Origin of the sequence: Pseudoalteromonas sp. SWN29 (assembly GCF_015864465.1) — a bacterium.
Lineage (GTDB): Bacteria > Pseudomonadota > Gammaproteobacteria > Enterobacterales > Alteromonadaceae > Pseudoalteromonas.
In genome coordinates this window covers 1-19,517 of the sequence record NZ_JADYXE010000045.1, presented here as the reverse complement: position 1 = coordinate 19,517, position 19,517 = coordinate 1, and the positions used below count along the sequence as shown (strand labels likewise).

Sequence of the window (19,517 nt, the reverse complement as noted above, 5' to 3'; positions counted from 1 at the left end):
CAGGTTAAGTAAGAAGGATAATTTACTAAAAGTTAGTCGCCGTAAATGAGAATAGCTATCTTTTGTATTTGTAACATATATAATAGCGCCTTTGTTTTATCCTCAGCTTTAAATAAAGGGATTAATTAACTATGCAGGCACCTTTGCACAGTGCGCCATTCGATAAGGTTAACGTAATTGCGCTTATAGTAAAAAGCGTAAGCAGTTATCGAGTTTTGGTATTTTTACGTTTTTTTATTGCCATAATTGGTGGCTATGCCTTTACCTCTGCAAGTACTGCGTTATTAAGTTTTGTATTGCCAATAGCTAAGCAAGACGCTGTACTGTTTAGTGTTTCAATCAGCATTTTAATTTATGCCGTCGTATTTATTTATGCCTTTAGCGTTAAATCATTAAAAACAGTGTGGATCAGTATTTTACTAAGTACAGGTGCGTTTATCGGATTGCTTGTATTACTAAAGGGTTGGGTATGAAAGACAGCTTTTTCAGATCAATGACTTGGTTACACACTTGGGTTGGATTACTTGTTTGTTGGTTATTATATTTAATATTTTTTGCCGGAACACTTAGCTTTTTTAGAGACGAAATAACGTTATGGAATCAACCTGCCATACATAATGTGCAAGCCCAAACACAGCGTATAGAAGCACAAAAACAACAAATAATTACCGGATTTGATTACCTAGCAAACCATGGAGCTAACTCACCAAGCTGGCGTATTACGTTGCCCGAGCCGCGTATTCCTTACCTAGTTTATGGCTATGCAAAACCAAAAGAACCAGGCCAGCGCCGCAGTCAATTTAAAAACACCCAGCTAAACCCTAATACTATGCAAGAGCTTGAGCCCTTTGTAGATACTAAAGGCGGTAACTTTTTTTACCGATTGCATTTTGACCTACATTATATGGATGCAATAACAGCGCGTTGGGTTATATGCTTTGCTAGCTTTTTTATGTTGATTGCCATTATATCGGGCGTGGTTATTCATAAACGTATTTTTAAAGATATGTTTAGCTTTAGGCGTAACAAAGGTAGCCGCAAGTGGTTAGATGCCCACAATTTAAGCTCTGTGCTTGCCCTTCCTTTTCATTTAATGATTACTTACACGGGCATGATTACGCTCATATTTATGTTGTTCCCCTACCCTGCGCAAACAGCTTACGATAACGCTATGCGTGGCTTTTTTAACGATGTAACCCCTCGTAATACCATGACCGATAAAGCCAAAGGCGAATCATCAATGGTGCCGATTCAAAGTATTTTAGATCAGGTTTATACTAAGTGGCCTCATGCAGATATTACCCGTGTACAAGTTAACCAACCCAATATGGCAGCTTCAACAATTACCGTATTAGTAAGCGCAGGTAAAACACTACGAGACCAAGCACCACGCTTAATATTTAGTGGTGCTACAGGGCAAATGGTCGCTAAAACTGATGACGAACTAACTAATAGCAAAGCGCTTTACGAGTCACTAAATTCAATGCATACAGGCCGATTAGCTACGTGTTTGTTGCGCTGGTTATACGTATTAGGCGGTATTGCAGGCTGTGTAATGATTGGCTCTGGTTGCATAATGTGGGCTAAACGAATTCGCGAGCGAACTAAAAATAACGCTAAACCTTCGTTTGGTTTAAAGCTAGTTGAAGGGTTAAACCTAGCCACGATTATGGGTTTACCTCTGGCAACGTGTGCATTTTTTATTGCTAACAGACTACTTAACCCAACTACTGCAGAGCGCGCCGATAAAGAAATACTCGCGTTCTTTTTAACATGGCTAGCGGTGGCTGTTATTGCCCTTTTAAAGCGCGATACACTGCAATGGCGAGTTATGGCTGCTATAAATACTGTTGCATGCTTAAGTGTACCGGTTATTAATGCCCTTACAACCAACGGTAATATAGTTAGCTATTTGATGCACAAACAGTGGGCTTTATTTACTTTTGATGCACTGTTTTTATTGTTTAGTATATTGTTTTTTATACAAACCGAAAAATTACGTACTGCTAAAAACACCTCAAAAATAATTAGCCCTAACCAATCTAATAATCTTAAAAGGCAAAAATCATGATTGATTTACTTGGTTTTAGTCTGTGTTTGTTTGGTTTTAATGGTTTTGCACTGGCTAAGTTTAATCATTTTAAAGATGTATTTAAAAAACGCCCTACAGAATTACAAAGTAAAAGCCTGCTATTTATTGCTTGGATCAGTATTTTACTAAGCTTAGTACTTTGCGTAGCAACTCAAAGTGGTTATGGCGCGTTACTTTTTTGTGGGTTTATGTCGCTAAGTGTACTGTTTTTAATGGTTTTTTATAATTTTTTAGTAGGCTACGTAAAGTGGTTTAGTGTTTTAAATAGCGTGTTAGTTGTACTAAGTGGGTTGTTTTTAACGTTAAACTAGCCTTAATTAGTAAAAACGTGATCCGTTACTTTCCCATAGATTAGGGCGTGTTGATCTTTGGTGGGTGAATTTGCAGCAGACTGTTTGGTATTTAGGCAAGGCAGAGCCTATGTAGTGTGGTTATTCCCCATAAATAGGCGATAACGCAGCATAAATACCAAACATGCGATGCCCTTTGGGTTCTTTCTAGGGACGATTAACTCTTTGTTGCCTACATGGACGTCGGTAAGGGGCGTGAGCAGGACGCGGAAGCTTTGCTCGGTTTTACTTAGCCCACTAGGTTACAAACCTCGCGCCGCGATTTGATCGCCCCTAGATTGAACAGATTTCAATCCGCAAAGTTCAACACGCCCTAGGCAAAAAAAATGGCAAGCTATATAGCTTGCCAACAATAGGGGGGATATTCAGTGTTTCCAATACTTGCTGTCTCACGGCAAGTACACACAATATAACCATAATATATTTAAGTTACTTTACAGTTAGGTGACGTTTTTATTACTACTGTAAAGGGGCTTTACATTGTTTATTGCTCAACCCAAATTATTTCATCGGTAGCAAAGCCCAACTCTTTCGCTTTAGTTAAAAAGTGCTCTTTAAGCTCTTTGCTAACCGTTGGTGTACGCGATAAAAACCATAAGTAATCTTTGTTGTAACTGGTTATAAATGCATATTGGTAATCGCCTTGGTCAAGCTCAAAAATAACGTAAGCGCCGTAAAATGGACCAAAAAACGAGACTTTAAAATGCCCTGTGTCGGTGTTTTCAACAAACTTAGCTAAGCCCTCAGCTTCATCCCACTTTTTATCATCCGTTAAATAGCCTTTGTTAAGGACCTTTACTGTGCCGTCGTCGTTAATAGAATACGTAGCGGTAACTTGCTCCATACCTTCTTCAAATGAGTGATTGAGCCGCGCTATTTCAAACCATTTGCCTTTATACTTTTGTATATCAAAGTTTTTAACGGGTGTTATTCCCTCAGGGGGGCTGGTGCAGGCACTAAGAAAAAATAGACCAGTAATAAGTAAACCGTATTTTATAGCCTTCATGTAAGCTCCTTTTCGATTATGTAATTTATGCTATTTCACAAGAATAAAATTTGCTATAGGATCGTCTTAATTCTAAAGCAATAAAAATGACCATAGCATGAAAATTTGGGTAGATGCAGACGCGTGTCCTGTCGTTATAAAAGAAATACTTTTTAGAGCGGCAGAGCGTATGAAAATCGACACTATTTTAGTGGCTAATCACGCAATGCGTATTCCGCCGTCAAAATACATAAGCCGCGTTCAAGTATCGTCAGGCTTTGATGTAGCCGACGACGAAATAGTGAAACGTATTGAAAAAGGCGATTTAGTTATTACTGGCGATATACCGCTGGCGAGTGAAGTAATTGATAACGGTGGGCAGGCGCTCAACCCGCGTGGCGAGCTTTACACCACGGAGAATATTCGCTCAATACTTAACGTACGCGACTTTATGGATACTATGCGCTCAAGTGGTGTAGAAATGAGTGGCGGGCCGCCTCCACTTAGTCAAACCGACCGTCAAAATTTTGCTAATAATCTCGATCGTATTTTAGCGCAAAACAAGGCTAACTAACTTGAATACCCAATTAGTTGGCTTAGGCGATACGCAATTTAGCGTGGCAGTGTATGTAGCAAAAGCGCCGCCAATGCCGTTTTTTGAAACACTTCAATGCCTTGAACCGGTTATAAACGAGCAAATAAATACCATAAACCAGCACTGTGGTAATGGTTGGCGAAAAGTATTTAACGTATACGCCAAAGTATTGTTTGCCCTACCAAGCGAGCACTATTCATTTGCTAAACAAGCGCCTACTTGGCAGCAATATCGCGATGAGTTTTTGCTTCAAAAGAATAGTAAAACGGCCCTGTTATTTAGCGCGCCTAATATTACTATTACGTGTGCCCATAAATCTTCTAGCAATAAAAACCAGCTACACATAATTGCTGGGCGTACGCACGCTAAAAGCTTACTCCAACAAGGTAAGCTTAATGCGCAATTTAATTGGCTCGACGACGAGTTTGCAATAGATACAGCCAACAACATTATCGTATGCCCGTATTTTGATTACAGGCAGCTAAGTAATATAAAAATAGCTAGGCTTAGCGAGCTAGTTGCAAAACTAAAAAATAGTTAAAAGTAACTAAATGTACACGTACTAAACAAAGGTAGTGGTGCTTAGCTTAAAAGCTGAATCTGCCACTTATAAAAAATATATTATTTGGATTTTAAATTATGACAGAAAAAGAAAAAATGCTATCTGGTCAGTATTATGACCCAAGTGACCCTGAGCTTATTGAATTACGATTAAAAGCTAGCTTAAAAACGGAAACGCTAAACCAAACAAGTGTTATTCATTTGGATGAAAGAGCTCAAATTATACATGCGTTATTTGGCTCAACAGGAAAACAAGTTCATGTAGAGTCATCATTTAATTGTGATTATGGGTCAAATATTCATGTAGGTGAAAATTTTTATGCTAATTTTGGCTGCGTTATTTTAGACGCTGCGGAAGTTAATATTGGTAACAATTGTTTTATTGCGCCACAGGTTGGAATTTATACCGCTACACACCCTATAAACCCAGTTGATAGAAGAAGTGGGCTCGAATATGCAAAAACAATAACAATAGGAAATGATTGTTGGATTGGTGGTCATGCAGTCATAAATCCAGGCGTTACTTTAGGTAACAATGTAGTTGTTGCGTCGGGTGCTGTTGTTACAAAATCGTTTGGCGATAACGTTGTTATAGGTGGGAATCCTGCAAAAATAATAAAAATGATTGAAAGTTAATTTGCTCAACTTAAAAACTAAGCGACTCTTTAAACTTACTCCTTTTATAGTATTTAATACCAATTCCGTTAAGTATGTGATCTAAATTTTACGCCGAAAAAATAATTCAGTTCTAGGCGTAAATTGATGTAAATGGTTGTTCCCTTTGCGAAATTTACAACAAAGAAATGGGTTGTTTTAGCAAGTAAAATAGATCAGCTATTTATTGGAATGGTATAAGCTTAAACCAATCGCCAATAGAGCCTTAAAATTTGATCGGTGTTTGGGATATTGTCGAAAAAATAATAGTTAAACGAGATAGTAATTTAATTAAAAAACAGTTTGAAAATAGACTTACTTATTTGAATTGAATTGAATTGAATCTGCCAATTGAATTGAATTAGGTTAATAGGAGCGACCATGGCTGGAATTTTAGAGTTAAACCAATTATTAAAATCAATGCAGCCAGAGCTTAAGCAAGGCGAGTATATTTTTTGTTGCTTGGCAGGAAAGCTCGCTGATTATATTCATTTAGAGCCACTTGCTACTTATGTAGAAGAAGAAGGGCTAACTCTTATATTAAAAGCTGAAACCGCCGATAAAGCCGGTATTACCTTTGAGAGTAAATATAATTTAATTACTCTTAACGTGCATTCAAGCCTTGAAGCAGTAGGGTTAACCGCTGCGGTATCTGCAAAGCTCACTGAGCATGGTATTAGTGCTAATGTGGTAGCTGCGTTTTATCACGACCACATTTTCGTACAAACAGATAAAGCACAAGCCGCTATGAAAGCACTTGGCGAGATTGGTTAGGATTGCTGGCATAGCAACATGCTGAGTGATGTTGATATTAGAGCGACGGGTGGCGCTTCACTTAATCGATCTACGTTTCATAATGCTCTTGTCTTAAAAGCTTTATTAAAACCGCTTTATTTTTTATTACAAATAATAACTCTCAAATCACTCAACCACCAACTTTGATACTACCCATTTATGAAGCGGGTTTTTATTGTAGCGCGGATGCCATGCGGCTATTACGTCAAACGGCGCGGGTAACTGTAGCAGCTCTATTTTTACTAGCTCTGAGCTTACTGCGCGTGAGGGTAAAAATGCGATAGAGTCGGTTGTTTCTAGGTACATCGGCACAATAGAAAAACACGGTGCCGACACCACTACGTTACGCGTTAAATCAAAGCTTTTAAACCAATCGTCAATAGACCCTTTAAAATTTGGACGCGAAGGCGAGGCAATAATACTTGGATAACTGGCGATTTCAGCAAGGCTTGGCTTAGTTCCTGCTATTGATGAATTCGGCGAGGTAACACAAATATGTTGCTCCTCAAACAATTTAATAATGGGATAAGTACTTGGGATATAGTCAGGAAATGCAATAGCAAGGTTTACTTTGCCGCTTTCCATTAAATCGTGCAGGCTGTCTATCTCGAAGTCTCTTATTATAAGCTTTAAATTTGGCGCTTGTGCCCGGAGTACTTTAACTAATGCTGGTAAAACGACTTGCTGTGCGTAGTCGGTAGCGGCTATTACAAACTCATCATTAACTGTTTTTGGGTCAAATATTTTAGGTGCTAATAATGCCTGAAAGTCGTTTAGGAGTTTGTCTATGTCTACCGACAACTCCTCTGCATAAGGTGTAGGCACAAAGCCAGTGGTTTTTCTCAAAAACAGCTGGTCGTCAAACACATCGCGTAACTTTTTTAGTTGCTCACTCACTGCTTGTTGGGTTAAGCCCAATTTACTCGCTGCTTTTGAGGCGTTCTTCTCGCGAATGAGCGCTTGGAAAATACGCAATTGTTTTATATCTAATCGGTCTAACTTGCTCATGCCGCTGCCAGTGTTATTTAGTAATAATATTTAACTTATCACATAACCAAATTATCTTGTATCTCTTACATAAAAGGGTTGTTTCTAATTGTTAAAATACTCCCTTACTATGCTCCTACACACTAAAGTGAACAAATGATTGGAGCAAACAATGAAAACAGTAATTTTAATAGGCGCACTAGGTAAAATGGGTCAAGCGGCATTAACCGGTTTATCTAAGCATAAAGTAATTACAGCGGGTCGTTCGGGCGATGTGGATCATATTGTTGATATTACCAGCGAGCAATCAATTACTGAACTGTACGAAAAAGTAGGCCATTTTGATGCAGTAGTTAATACCGTAGGTTTATGTGAGTACGAAACGTTTGCAGATATGAGCGAAGCCCAGTGGATGAGCACTATTATGAGCAAAATGATGGGGCAAATTAACCTTGTACGCATTGGTCAAAAGTACATTGCCGATAGCGGTTCATTTACGCTAATTAGCGGTATTTTAAACGTTAAACCTATTCCGTTTGCGATTGCTGATGCAACAACTAGCGGCGCAATAGATACGTTTGCAAAATGCGTATCACTAGAAATGCCACGTGGCACACGTATTAATGTGGTTAACCCTACCGTACTTGAAGAAGCATGGGACGTATACGGCGAGATGATGCCAGGTTTTCAACCAGTGCCAGGCAAGCTTGTAGGTAAAGCGTTTGAGCGTTCGGTTGATGGCTTTATTACTGGCGAAGTTATTTTTGTAGATGCATAACTACCCGCCATATTGGTGAGAGATGCTAGCAAACTAATAAGCGCTTTGTATTTACAGTAGCTGCAAAGCGCTTTAAAACATATTTTAATAGGTGATGAGATGAAAAAATTAATACCCGTATTTGCTATATTATTGGCTGCAGGTTGTGCCAACGTAGCCCCAAGCTCGCAATATGCTAGCGAGCCAGGTGCCGACTCTAATAAAGAATGTAAAACAATACCGCGCCATAAGCACACAGTTCAGTGGTGTAAGCCACATTCTTCTAAATAGATCGATAAATTAAACTACATACCCACTAAAACCTAGCGCTTTAAAATATAGCTTTGGAATACCAAATTTGCACTCATTTAGCAGCTCGCTAAAGCGCATTCTATCGAGTGGGTAAAACTCATTTTCTAAATCGTGTCCCATTTGTGTTTTACCGGTTTCGGTTAAACCTAATTGCGCACACGTGGTAAGTTGAGCTTCGCGCTCAAACGTCGTTTCGGGGCGCATTAAATCAGCAATATAAAGGAGTGCATCTTTTTTAAGATTGCCCTTCATTGCTTTTAATAGCTGCTTTTTATCGCCATTGTCTTGTACAAAATGCATGACTAATAAACATAAAATGGCATCAGCTTTAACTGATAATTTATCAACAGGACCATTGTGAATCGTTACGCGACTAGTTATGCCCTGCTCGTCAAATTGCTGCTTTGCAATTGCTAGCATATCGGCTGATGTATCTTGCGCGGTAAATTGCCATGTTGGGTTTAATGCAGCCAGTGCGAGCACTTCTTTACCTGTGCCTGCCCCTACTACTAAAACATGTGCATTGTCGCTTAGCGTTGCTTGTAGCTGTGCGCTAGTTAGTTGGTGTAATAACTCATAACCTGGGACTAAACGAGTAATGCGGCTATCGTATTGTGTTGCTTGTTCGCCTGTAAATGTTGGCATTTTTAAACTCCCTAATAGCTATATAACTTCAACTGTGGAATATCCACCTGGCTTTTTGGCTACATGCACTTGAGTGGCTACGCGCTCGCTCATTTGTGTTACGTGCGATATAACGCCTACTTTTCTACCTTGTGCTTGTAATGAATCAAGAGCGTCCATTGCAATGCTGAGGGTTTCGCTATCTAACGTACCAAACCCTTCGTCAATAAACAAAGAATTGATTTGTACTTTGTTTGACGAAAGCGATGCTAAGCCAAGTGCAAGCGCTAGTGATACTAAAAATGACTCACCGCCCGAGAGCGTATTAACAGAGCGTTGCTCGTCGGCCATGTCGCGGTCAATAATCGCAATGTCGAGCGTTTGTGCTATTGCCGTTAATTCGTAGCGCTTGTTGAGTGTTTTTAAATGGCTGTTAGCGTAGTGCAGTAATATTCTTAGCGTTTGTGTTTGCGCTAAGTTACGCATTTTTTTACCTTCTTTATCTCCAATTACCTTATTAAGTAAGTGCCACTGCTCAACCTGCGTTTTAAGCGTTGTAAGTTCAGCTTGTTTGCCTTCAAGCGCCTTTGCGTTTTGGTTATGTTGCTCAATGGCAGTATTGGTTGCCAGTAATGAACTTTGCAGCTGTGCTTGTTGCTCGTTTAAGCTGCTTAGTTGCGTACTTAAAGCCTCCGCGCTTTGCGTTGGTTTATCGCTACTGTTGTGTTTTTCAAGCGTAAGTTGCTGCTGTTTTAATGCGGCATTTTCATCGGTTAGCGCTTGAGTTAACTGCTCGTGCTGATTTAAATGCGCTTTAATAACATCGCTACTAAGTGTAAGTAAAATTTTGACCTGTTCGTGCGTCGCATTGCTATATTGCGCTTTAAAGTCAGTAAACCACTGGTTATAACGTGCCTCAAGCGTTGCTAGCTCTTGGCTGTTTTCAAGCAAGCGTTGCTCAACATTTTTAAGCGTTATGGCGTGCTCATCTCGTTGTTTTATAGCGTCGTCATATGCTTTTTGACTCGCTTGAACCTGCGATTGCAGTTGCTCTTGCGCACTTGTAAGTTTTGCTTGGTAGTCGTCTGCACTTATTTGCTCATTATTAAATAAAGCTGAGCGCTCACTTTGCACAGTGCTTAATAGCGCTTTAGCTTTTATGAGCTCTTCATTAAGTGTTTTTAACGACAGCTCGTTGTTACTTATAAGCGGGGTAAGCTGTTTTATTTGCTCATTAGCTGTGTGTTGCTGTTTTTGGCTTTGCTCAAGTTGCGTTTGAGTGTGCTGGTACTGCGTAACCTGCTCATGCAACTGGGTAAGCTCAAGCGTATTGGCTTGTAGTTGCTGCCAAAAATCACTGTTTTCAAATTGACTATTAAGCGTTGTACCGAGCTCACTAATTTGCGCACTTAGTTCGCTATGCTTGCTCGTTATTTGGTTTTGCTGATGTGTAAGCTCAAGCTGTTTATTGCTAAGCTGCTGCTGTACTTGCTGCTCTGCTTTAAGTGCTGCTTGTAGCTCATTTACTTTGGTTTGCAGTGTACGCTGGCGTTTTTGTTGCTCAAAATACTGCGCTTTTTGCTCCGTTAACTGCTTATAAGTGACTTCAAGCTGATCAGGTGTTAAGTCGTTAAGCTCGTTACGTGCGCCTTGCATGGTATTTTTAATGTCGAGCTGTTTAGCTTTTGCTGTTTGTATTATTTGCTCAAGTTGTTTTTGCTCTGCGGTTAATACGGCATCTTGAGTTTGATGTTTATGCAGCTCGTTTTGTGCATGCTCAAATTGCTTTTTGGCGGTATTAAAAGCATTTTCAAAATCAGTAATTAAGTTATTTAATTGCTGATTTTGATTTACCGCGTACGGGTGCTCAGTGGCGCCGCATACTAAGCAAGGCTCATTAGGGCGAAGCTCAGTGCGTAAATGCTCTACGTTTTCGCTGGCTCTTAAACGCGCTTGATTAAGTGCGTACTCGGTGCTTTTAAGCGCTTGCTCACTGGTTATTAAATTTTGGTTAAGTAAAGCGTGAGCTTGCTGGCTTTCATTTAATTGCTGATTAAGTACTTGTTGGCGTTGCGTGCTTTGTTTTAGCTCTGCATTAAATTGCCCGTAACGCTCGCGCTGCTCTTTTAAGTAATCAATACTTTTTAGCTGTACATCACAATGCTCTGCATTAAATTCAGTCAGCTGGTTATTTAATACCTGTAATGCCGATTGATCATTATTAAGTAACGCCTCGCACTGCTGCACTTTATTATTTTGTGTATTTAAAAGATCGCTCTGACTTGCAAGCTCGCTATTAAGAGTTTGGCTTTGCGTAACGTTTGCGGCTAATTGCTGCTGTGCACTTAAGTAGGTAGTAAAGCTTTGCTTATAATAGCTCCAATCTTTTGCTAAAACGTGCAGCTGTGCATGCTCATTAAGCCATTGCTGGCTTTTTGTAGAGTCGGTATTAGCAAGCTCTAACTCGTTACTGCTTTGTTTAAACTGTTGTTTGAGCTCATCAAGTTGCGTTTGCTCTTTAGCTATTTGTGACTCAGTACCTTTTATACTTTGGCTTTGCAAAGCAATGTTGCTGTCGAGCTCGCGCGCTTTAGCGATAACGGGCGCTGCATTTTGTTTTTGCTCATTGGCGTTATTAAGCTGCTCGGTGTGTTTAGTAAGCGCGGTATTACACTCATTAATTACCGCTAAATGGTCAACACTTTTAAGCGTTGTAATTTGCTCATTTTGCGCCGTATTTTGATCTGTTAAAACAGTAAAGCGGCTGCGGTTGTCTTTTATTTCAAGCGCCTGTTTGGCTTGTTTAGCTTGCTCGCTTTGCTCAACGATACTTTCAAGCGCTGAACTTGCTTGTTGCTGCGTTTGCTGTGCTTGGAGTAAGTTTTGCTCAAGCACTGTTGCTTGCTGATACCAGCTAAGTGCTTTTTCGGTTTTGGTCAGCTCTTGTTTAGCGTGTTCGGTTTGCGTTTTTAAATCCGCTAGCTTAGTTTGTTGTAACTCAAGTTCTTCGCTCGTTAATAAAGTATAGCTTTCAAGGCCTGCTTTAAGCGCTTCAAGCTTTGCTACTTGCTCTTTATGGCGTTCAAAAATACGCACGCCAATACGGCTAAACTTATCGGTGCCTGTTAAGCACTCCAAAAGTTGCGCTCGCTCATCGCCCGTGGCTTTTAAAAATGCAGCAAACTCGTGTTGCGCTAATAATACCGCACGGGAGAATTGCTCAAAGTTAAGCCCTATTTTGCTTTCTACTTCTTTTATTGTGTGGCTTTTGTCTGCTATTAGGGTTTCGTCTGGCAGGGTTACTAATGTGTGCTCTGCTACTTTAAGTTTGCCTGTTACTTTTTTATGGGTGCGTGAAATTGTATAGCGTGCACGATAAAGCTGTTTATCTTGCCCTAAAAAGTCGACCTCAGCGTAGCCTTCCCATGTGCCTCTGCGTAGTAAGTTTCGCGCATCATTTAGCTTAATGCTGTCGCCGTTAAACTCAATTAAATTACCTTTATCGCCACGTAGCCGTGCTGTTTTTGTATAAAGCGCTAAGCATATCGCATCTAAAAAGGTACTTTTACCTGCGCCGGTATCGCCTGTAATGGCAAATAAACCCGCGTCTTTTAATGGGGCTTGAGTAAAGTCTATTTCAGCGTCAACAATTGAGGCTAAGTTATGAATACGAACTGCGGTTATTTTCATAGTTGTTCTTGCTCCGTTAGCTCGTTTATCACGTCACTTAAAAGTACTTTTAGCTCATCGGGTACGCTTTGCCCTGCCATGTCTTTATCGTTTGCGAATGCTTGTTCTAATAAATTAAGTGGGTTAAGCATTTCAACCTCGCTTAAATCTTCAAATACGGTGTTATCGTCATTTTGCGCTGATTGCTCACGTACACGTTCAATACCACAAAATTTAATATGCTTGCCTTCAAGTGCTTGTTCTATTTGTTCTCTGAAGGTGGTGTCGGTATCGCTTGATTTAAGCTTTACACGTAAATAAGGCGCTACTGTATTTTGTGATGTGTCGAGTGCTTTTATTTGTTCGCACAGTTCACTTAATGGAACGCACTCCCCTTTTGGTAAAACAATTACATCGGCAGAGCGCGGAATGTAAAGGGGGTTTACAGTTGTACTAATCTGTTGTTTTTCATCAGAAATAAATTCAATAACATTTACTTGGTGGGTGTAGTTACGCTCTGAAAACGACATTGGAATAGGCGTACCGCTGTAGCGAATAACATCGCTTTTAGCAACTTGTTGCGCTTTGTGTAAATGTCCAAGGGCAACATAGTTAGCTTGTTTACCAAATACATTAGCTGAAATAGACTCTTCGCCGCCTATTACTAAGTTACGCTCAGAATCACTTGATATATCTCCGCCTTTAGCGTGTAAGTGCCCCATAACTATTAATGGTGAGTTTTGCTCATTTATATTAACAGCTTGCTCTAGTGCAAGTTCGTAAGCTTTTGCAACGCCTTGTGCATAGCTAGAGCCGTTTTCAGTTTGGCTAAGTGAACTTACATCGCTTGCGCGTAAAAATGGCATAGCGACGATTACAGCGCGTTTACTATTAGTATTTATGGTAATAACAGTTTCATCGGGTGTTGCGACATCAAAGCGCCCTACTACGTGAGTATCAAACTGGGCTAGTAATGGCTGAGCTGCCAAAATACGATTTGCAGAGTCGTGGTTACCCGCAATAATCACTACGTGTAATAGTGGGCATGCTTTTTTGGCATCTTTAATAAATTGATAAAGCTGATTTTCGGCGCTAGCGCTTGGTGTCGCTGTATGATAAATGTCGCCAGCAACTAAAAGTAAATCTATTTGTTGTTCAACAAGAGTGGCTAATAACCAGGTAAAAAAAGCTTGGTGTTCAACACGGCGATCGTGTTCGTAAAATTGTTGGCCAAGGTGCCAATCTGAGGTGTGGAGGACTTTCATGTCGCGCTCTTAATAAAACCATAAGAGCGCCAATATACCCAAGGCAGTTAAAGATGCAAGCCTAAGACCCGCATTACTTTAGGTTAAACTGTACCACGCTGAAAAAACAACCGGCAATGCTAAAAGTGCCATTAATAATGGGATTTTTAACGTTTTAGTTTGTTTTGCGTGTAGCGCCTTTAGTGCATTAGTTTCGTTGCACGCTGCTACTTTATCGATATAAAAATAACCCGAATCGAGATACTGCTTACAGTTATTCTCACTTGCTGGAATCGCAATTAGTTCTTGTTGTTTTTTTAGGATATAAAAATCCATAAGCCCACCGCATTTCTTGCTAGTAATCGATATTAATTTGAGGATAAATGTGACGAATTTATTTGCCTCAAATAAAAAGGTTGGCGATTTTAAATATAAACGGCACTAAAGATCAACCTAAAAATGCACTATTTTTAATTTATCGTACAAATAGTTAATATTACTGAAAACACAGCAATATTTGCGCCAATTAATAGCCACTTTTTACTGTGTTTTTGCTCAGTAGATAGGCGTTTAAGCGCATCTTGCTTATTACAACCCGATACCACATTTACATAGGAGTAATGGTTTGCTTGATAGCGCTCAAGTAATGCTTTTTTAGCAGGAATTGCTTCGAGCTGATGATCTTTTTTTACAATGTAAAATTTCATATCGTGCCCCTACAAATTGCGACTTACTTTTAATTTAAGCTATTACTATGAATTAGGCCTGAAAACCCTAAATTCAAGGGCTTGTTCCTGTTTTGACACTTTAAATCGAATTGCTGTTTGTAAACCCCCTTTACAGTTTTTATCCATTCGTATTTTGTTACAAATTAATTGTACTTTTTAACCTAAAAAACGAAGTGAACATCACCCTAAAAATACGGTATTTGGTCGCTAATTTATTGAAGCTTGCCGATATTTTTGTCAAAGTACGCTCACAAAATTATATTAGGACTAACAATGAAAAAAATAGGTCTTACGCTAAGTGCTTTAGTGTTGCCATTGGCAATATCGAGTGCAGCTATGGCGTCTTCGGTTGAGCAAACAAAAGGTTCTTTTGTTGATAAATTTCGTCAATTAGACGAAGCACTGCCAACTCCAAACGTTTATCGTAGTGCCGCTGGCGAACCAGGTGAAAAATACTGGCAGCAACAAGTTAATTACGATATTGATGTAAAGCTAGATGAAAAAAAGCACCGTATTACGGGTAGCCAAAACATCGAATACAAAAATAACTCTCCACATACGCTTAAATATTTATGGTTGCAGTTAGATCAAAATATTTTTAAAAGTGACTCAATTGCCGAAACAACTAAAACGTTTAAAAGCACTTTAGAAAGCTTACCAGCTCAAAAGCCCGCTAAATTAAGTTTAGGCGAATTACGTCGTCAGCAATTTATGAGCGACAACGAACTGGGTTATACAATTAGTGGCGTAAAAGATGACGATGGTAAAGAGCTACGTGTAACTGTAGTTGATACCCTAATGCGCATTGATTTAAACGAGCCATTAAAACCAGGTAAAGAAGTCGAATTTAGCATGAACTTTGCCTTCAACATTGTTGAAGAAGATGCAGTGGGTGCACGTTCTGGTTATGAGCACTTTGAAGAAGATGGCAATGACATATTCTTAATTGCTCAGTGGTTTCCTCGTTTAGCGGCTTATACCGATTACGAAGCATGGACAAACAAGCCGTTTTTAGGTTCTGGTGAATTTACACTTGAATTTGGCGATTACGATGTAGAAATTACTGTTCCTGCTGATCACATTGTATCGGCTACTGGTAAGCTTGATAACCCAAGCAAAGTACTTACTAGTACTCAGCGTAAACGTTTAAAGCAAGCTGAAACATCTAAACGCCCTGTGTTTATTGTTAACGCAGAAGAAGCGCTAGAAAACGAAAAAGAAAGCACTGACAAAACTAAAACGTGGCACTTTAAAGCAGAAAACGTACGCGACTTTGCGTGGGCGTCGTCTCGTAAGTTTATGTGGGATGCAAAAGGTTATCAGCAAGGTGGTGATGTTCGTCCATTAGTAATGGCAATGTCGTTCTTCCCTAAAGAAGGGGGCGATTTATGGGAGAAGTACTCAACTGAAGCGGTAGTACATACAATGGAAGTGTACTCTAAGTACTCTTTTGACTACCCATACCCTACTGCGCAATCGGTAAATGGCCCTGTTGGCGGTATGGAATACCCAATGATTACCTTTAACGGCCCACGTACTAAGTTACAAGACGATGGTACTCGTACTTATTCTCAAGCTGAAAAACGCTTTTTACTTGGCGTAGTTATTCATGAAGTGGGACATTTTTACTTCCCAATGATTGTTAACTCAGATGAACGCCAATGGACGTGGATGGATGAAGGCTTAAATAGCTTTTTAGATGGCGTTGCTGGTCGTGAATGGGATCCAACTATTCCTTGGGGTGTTGAACCTCGCGATATCGTAAGCTACATGAAGTCTGAAAACCAAGTACCTGTTATGACTCAGTCAGACAGCGTATTACGTTTAGGGCCTAATGCTTATACTAAACCTGCAGCCGCACTTAATATTTTACGTGAAGTAATTTTAGGTCGTGACTTATTCGACTTTGCATTTAAAGAGTATGCTCAGCGCTGGAAATACAAGCGCCCTACCCCAGCTGATTTTTTCCGTACCATGGAAGAAGCCTCTGGTGTTGATTTAGATTGGTTTTGGCGTGGCTGGTTTTACACCACAGACCATGTAGATATCTCGTTAGATAAAGTATATCAACTACGTTTAGACACTAAAAACCCTGATATTGACTACAACCGTTTACGCGACATTGAAGCAGACAAGCCTACGTCATTATTTGTTGAGCGTAACCGTGCAGAAGGTAAAAAAACATGGGTTGAGCAAAATACTGATGTTACCGACTTTTATGACGAAAACGACCGCTTTACTGTAACCAATAAAGAACGTAACTCGTACAATAAGTTTTTAAAAGGCTTAGAGCCGTGGGAGCGTAAAACGCTTGACCGTGCAGTAAGTGAAGATAAAAACTACTACGTTATGGAATTTTCAAACCTAGGTGGTTTGGTAATGCCTATTTTATTAGAACTAACGTATGAAGATGGTACTAAAGAAGAGCGTTATATTCCTGCTGAAATTTGGCGTCGTAATTATAAAAATGTTCAAAAGCTAATTGTTACCGATAAAAACAAGCCGCTTGTATCAGTAACTGTTGATCCAGGCTGGGAAACAGCTGACGTAGATGTAGAGAATAATAACTACCCTCGTCGTATTATTCCTTCACGTATAGAAGTGTACAAAAAGGAAAAGAGTAAAGCTAAAGTAAGTCGCGATATCATGCAAGATATTAAAACTGAACTTAAAACTGATGATAAAAAAGACGAAAAGGATGACGGTGAGGAGCAGCAATAATGCGCTTTTTGCTTATTATTGTTTGCCTTTTAGTTGCTGCGCCAAGTATGGCGCATCAACTAAAGTCGTCAGTTACAACCGTGCTTTTTAATAAACGTACGCATAATGTTGAATTAATGCATCGCTTTTATTTACACGATACCGAACATGCCGTAGGTACACTATTTAAAGGCAAAATCGATATTATTAATAATAAAGCCGATCAGCTTCGTTTTGCTAAGTATGTTGAATCGCATGTTGCTCTACAAACACTAAGTGGTGAGCCTTTAGCGCTTAGCTTTGTAGGGGCACAAGTTGATGGTAAGTTTTTTTGGGTTTACCAAGAAGCACCAATTCCTGAAAACATTGAAGGAATTAAAATGAGTAATGGCGCACTTCGTGATTTATGGCCATCTCAGGTAAATATGGTAAACGTTGAGGGCAAAGGTAAGATTAAAACCCTAAACTTTACCCAAGGTGATACTTGGCTCGAAGCCCGCTTTGAGCAAAATTAATAGTTAAAACTTCCCCAACCGACGCGCACAGCAGTTTATGTGCGCGTTTTCTTCATACGTTTAAACTGCGTTCATATTTGATCTGTTATTTGTAAATTTACGTAAAAATTGGTAGTTCAATTTGTATATTTACCTTTTTTTGCGCATGATATATCAGGCACTTAAATTACTTTTTTATCAATAGATTGATAATGGTGCGTATTAATATTTAAATATAGTTAGTTTCATTTATCCCTTTGTATTTACCGGCCTAGGGCATAAGCAGTAGAGAATTTTATGTTTAAATTTCATTTAGTAATAACTAAATTCAGGGAATGATATGACTGCTCAGGTTGAGGCTATTTTTGGAGTGATTTTTGATTTAGATGGGACATTGGTTTCATCAGAATTAGATTTTGCATTAATTAAGGCCCAAATAGGTTGCCCTTGCGAGCAAGATTTACTTGATTATATTGCTCAGTTGCCCTCACCGTATATGCGTGAAGAGGCAATGAATATAGTTCACCAACACGAATTAATAGACGCTCAACATGCCACTATTTTACCCGGCGTGAGTGAAGCTATTCATGCTTTAAAAGCCAAAAATATCCCCATGGCAATTGTTACTCGAAATTTTGATAAAGCAGCGGCAATTAAATTACAAAATAATCCACTCCCTATCAGCACAGTTTTAACGCGAAGCGATGCACCTGCAAAACCCGATCCCAGCGCTTTAAATGCCATTGCTACACTTTGGAACATTAACGCCAGAAATTTACTTTATGTAGGCGATTACCTTTACGACATTCAAGCTGCGCACAATGCAAATATGCGCGCGTGTTTATATGCTCCTGAGTCAACACCAGCCTACGCCGATCAGGCAGATTACGTTTTACATAACTTTGTTGAATTAGTGACATTGGTTGAGAGTTACTCTAAAAAAATAGAGTTATGTTAAATAGCGCGCTATTAAATTTATTTAAGAATAAGTGCTACGTTATTTAAATTACAAAATAACGTTTGTTCCTAGCCCAATACGTTTTGAATTGGTAAAATACCGAAAAACGTAACGTATTCATTAGGGGCACAAAATGGGCAGAGCATTTGTAGTTCGTCAAAGTTCTATGATCAAAACAGCCAATGCAAAAACAAAAGTAAACTCAAAGTATGGTAAAGAGATTTACGTTGCAGCAAAAAGTGGCGATCCCGATCCCGAAGTAAATCAAACACTACGCCGTCTAATCGAAAAAGCTAAAAAAGACCAAGTTCCGGCGCATGTTATCGAAAAAGCAATTGAAAAAGCAGCCGGTGGCGCAGGGGAAGATTACTCTGTTGCCCGTTATGAAGGCTATGGCCCTGGTAACTGTATGGTTATTGTTGATTGTTTAACTGACAATCCAAACCGTACTATCAAAGATGTACGCTTACCCTTTACTAAAACAGACTCTAAAATTGGTACACCTGGCTGCGTAGCACATATGTTTGATCATTATGCAGTACTTGGCTTTGCAGGCGATGACGACGAAGTTGTGCTAGAAGCATTAATGATGGCTGATGTTGATGTTAGCGATGTTGAAGCCGAGGACGGTAAAATATCGGTATTTGCACCGCCAACAGAATACTTTAAAGCTAAAACTGCCCTTGAAGACGCATTTGAAGGCATTAACTTTGAAGTTGACGAAATTACGTTTATTCCTCAAGTTAATATTGAAATTGAAGACGAAGAAGTTATTGCTAACTTTGATAAGTTTATAAATATGCTTGAAGATTGTGACGATGTACAAAACATTTATCACAATGCTATTGTAAAAAATTAGATTTAATTAGGGCGTGTTGATCTTTGCGGTATAAAAAACAAACAGCATGAGAATAAGGTATAATTGAATTCGCTAAAAAACGTTACACCGAACCCTCATGCCAAGATTAATGTTAACAGACGCGACATGGAATGTCTTATCAAAAGTAATGCA

Annotated in this window: 20 protein-coding genes; 13 read left to right on the top strand and 7 right to left on the bottom strand. The window is 39.3% G+C overall.

Translation table 11 applies throughout. The features are described 5' to 3' along the window. Positions 1-131: 131 nt before the first annotated feature. From I6F53_RS15925 to I6F53_RS15915, 3 genes are read left to right on the top strand one after another with little or no spacing between them, the layout of a single operon-like run. Positions 132-473 (top strand): hypothetical protein, encoded by a 342-nt coding sequence (locus I6F53_RS15925; protein WP_138490135.1) that lies wholly within the window; start codon positions 132-134, stop codon positions 471-473. After that, complete coding sequence (locus I6F53_RS15920; protein WP_197240226.1) at positions 470-2,071, top strand: PepSY-associated TM helix domain-containing protein; 1,602 nt, start codon at positions 470-472, stop codon at positions 2,069-2,071. The genes I6F53_RS15925 and I6F53_RS15920 overlap by 4 nt, the downstream gene beginning before the upstream one ends. Further along, positions 2,068-2,403, top strand: coding sequence for a DUF3325 domain-containing protein (locus tag I6F53_RS15915; protein WP_197240225.1), 336 nt, complete (start codon positions 2,068-2,070; stop codon positions 2,401-2,403). Before I6F53_RS15920 ends, I6F53_RS15915 begins: the two co-directional genes overlap by 4 nt. 523 nt (positions 2,404-2,926) lie before the next feature. Here I6F53_RS15915 and I6F53_RS15910 read toward each other — a convergent pair. Continuing rightward, on the bottom strand, positions 2,927-3,448 hold the full coding sequence (locus I6F53_RS15910) for a lipocalin family protein (protein WP_197240224.1): 522 nt from the start codon (positions 3,446-3,448) through the stop codon (positions 2,927-2,929). A gap of 97 nt (positions 3,449-3,545) precedes the next feature. On the opposite strand from I6F53_RS15910, the gene I6F53_RS15905 reads away from it, so the two are divergent. From I6F53_RS15905 to I6F53_RS15890, 4 genes are all read left to right on the top strand, one after another. Continuing rightward, positions 3,546-4,001 (top strand): YaiI/YqxD family protein, encoded by a 456-nt coding sequence (locus I6F53_RS15905; protein ID WP_165727905.1) that lies wholly within the window; start codon positions 3,546-3,548, stop codon positions 3,999-4,001. 1 nt (position 4,002) lies between these two features. Next, positions 4,003-4,563 (top strand): DUF6942 family protein, encoded by a 561-nt coding sequence (locus I6F53_RS15900; RefSeq protein ID WP_165727906.1) that lies wholly within the window; start codon positions 4,003-4,005, stop codon positions 4,561-4,563. Between the two features lie 98 nt (positions 4,564-4,661). Further along, positions 4,662-5,219: a sugar O-acetyltransferase gene (locus I6F53_RS15895; RefSeq protein ID WP_231615183.1), complete on the top strand. Its 558-nt coding sequence runs from the start codon at positions 4,662-4,664 to the stop codon at positions 5,217-5,219. A gap of 399 nt (positions 5,220-5,618) precedes the next feature. Further along, the gene (locus I6F53_RS15890; protein ID WP_197119027.1) at positions 5,619-6,011 is read left to right on the top strand and encodes an ACT domain-containing protein; all 393 of its coding nucleotides are present in this window, start codon (positions 5,619-5,621) and stop codon (positions 6,009-6,011) included. A 147-nt stretch (positions 6,012-6,158) separates the two neighbouring features. Here the strand turns inward: I6F53_RS15890 and I6F53_RS15885 are convergent, their stop codons facing one another. Continuing rightward, the gene (locus tag I6F53_RS15885; RefSeq protein WP_165741055.1) at positions 6,159-7,040 is read right to left on the bottom strand and encodes a LysR family transcriptional regulator; all 882 of its coding nucleotides are present in this window, start codon (positions 7,038-7,040) and stop codon (positions 6,159-6,161) included. Between the two features lie 151 nt (positions 7,041-7,191). Between I6F53_RS15885 and I6F53_RS15880 the strand changes: the two genes are divergently transcribed. Both I6F53_RS15880 and I6F53_RS15875 read left to right on the top strand, forming a co-directional pair. Then, a complete protein-coding gene (locus tag I6F53_RS15880; RefSeq protein WP_165727910.1) occupies positions 7,192-7,797 on the top strand; it encodes a short chain dehydrogenase in 606 nt (201 codons plus the stop codon). Between the two features lie 99 nt (positions 7,798-7,896). Next, positions 7,897-8,067 carry a hypothetical protein gene (locus tag I6F53_RS15875; protein ID WP_165727911.1) on the top strand — a complete coding sequence of 57 codons (171 nt, stop codon included), beginning with the start codon at positions 7,897-7,899 and terminating at the stop codon, positions 8,065-8,067. Positions 8,068-8,076: 9 nt separating this feature from the next. Here I6F53_RS15875 and I6F53_RS15870 read toward each other — a convergent pair whose 3' ends face one another. The 5 genes from I6F53_RS15870 to I6F53_RS15850 form a co-directional block, all read right to left on the bottom strand. Beyond that, entirely contained in the window at positions 8,077-8,733 is a 657-nt protein-coding gene (locus I6F53_RS15870; RefSeq protein ID WP_197240223.1) for a class I SAM-dependent methyltransferase, read from the bottom strand. 18 nt (positions 8,734-8,751) lie between these two features. Next, entirely contained in the window at positions 8,752-12,402 is a 3,651-nt protein-coding gene (locus I6F53_RS15865; protein ID WP_197240222.1) for an AAA family ATPase, read from the bottom strand. Further along, the gene (locus I6F53_RS15860) at positions 12,399-13,646 is read right to left on the bottom strand and encodes an exonuclease SbcCD subunit D C-terminal domain-containing protein (protein ID WP_197240221.1); all 1,248 of its coding nucleotides are present in this window, start codon (positions 13,644-13,646) and stop codon (positions 12,399-12,401) included. The genes I6F53_RS15865 and I6F53_RS15860 overlap by 4 nt, the downstream gene beginning before the upstream one ends. A 78-nt stretch (positions 13,647-13,724) precedes the next feature. Next, positions 13,725-13,961 (bottom strand): hypothetical protein, encoded by a 237-nt coding sequence (locus tag I6F53_RS15855; RefSeq protein WP_002959190.1) that lies wholly within the window; start codon positions 13,959-13,961, stop codon positions 13,725-13,727. Between the two features lie 134 nt (positions 13,962-14,095). Beyond that, entirely contained in the window at positions 14,096-14,332 is a 237-nt protein-coding gene (locus I6F53_RS15850) for a hypothetical protein (protein ID WP_166421454.1), read from the bottom strand. Between the two features lie 294 nt (positions 14,333-14,626). Here I6F53_RS15850 and I6F53_RS15845 point away from each other — a divergent pair, with 294 nt between their 5' ends. The 4 genes from I6F53_RS15845 to I6F53_RS15830 all read left to right on the top strand — a co-directional run bounded on the left by I6F53_RS15845 (position 14,627) and on the right by I6F53_RS15830 (position 19,364). Continuing rightward, positions 14,627-17,074 carry a M1 family metallopeptidase gene (locus tag I6F53_RS15845; protein ID WP_197240220.1) on the top strand — a complete coding sequence of 816 codons (2,448 nt, stop codon included), beginning with the start codon at positions 14,627-14,629 and terminating at the stop codon, positions 17,072-17,074. Continuing rightward, positions 17,074-17,568, top strand: coding sequence for a DUF6702 family protein (locus I6F53_RS15840; RefSeq protein WP_197240219.1), 495 nt, complete (start codon positions 17,074-17,076; stop codon positions 17,566-17,568). The genes I6F53_RS15845 and I6F53_RS15840 overlap by 1 nt, the downstream gene beginning before the upstream one ends. A 319-nt stretch (positions 17,569-17,887) precedes the next feature. After that, positions 17,888-18,505: an HAD family hydrolase gene (locus I6F53_RS15835; protein WP_197240218.1), complete on the top strand. Its 618-nt coding sequence runs from the start codon at positions 17,888-17,890 to the stop codon at positions 18,503-18,505. A gap of 133 nt (positions 18,506-18,638) precedes the next feature. Then, positions 18,639-19,364, top strand: a complete 726-nt coding sequence (locus I6F53_RS15830) for a YebC/PmpR family DNA-binding transcriptional regulator (protein ID WP_002959197.1) — start codon at positions 18,639-18,641, stop codon at positions 19,362-19,364. Positions 19,365-19,517: the final 153 nt, after the last annotated feature.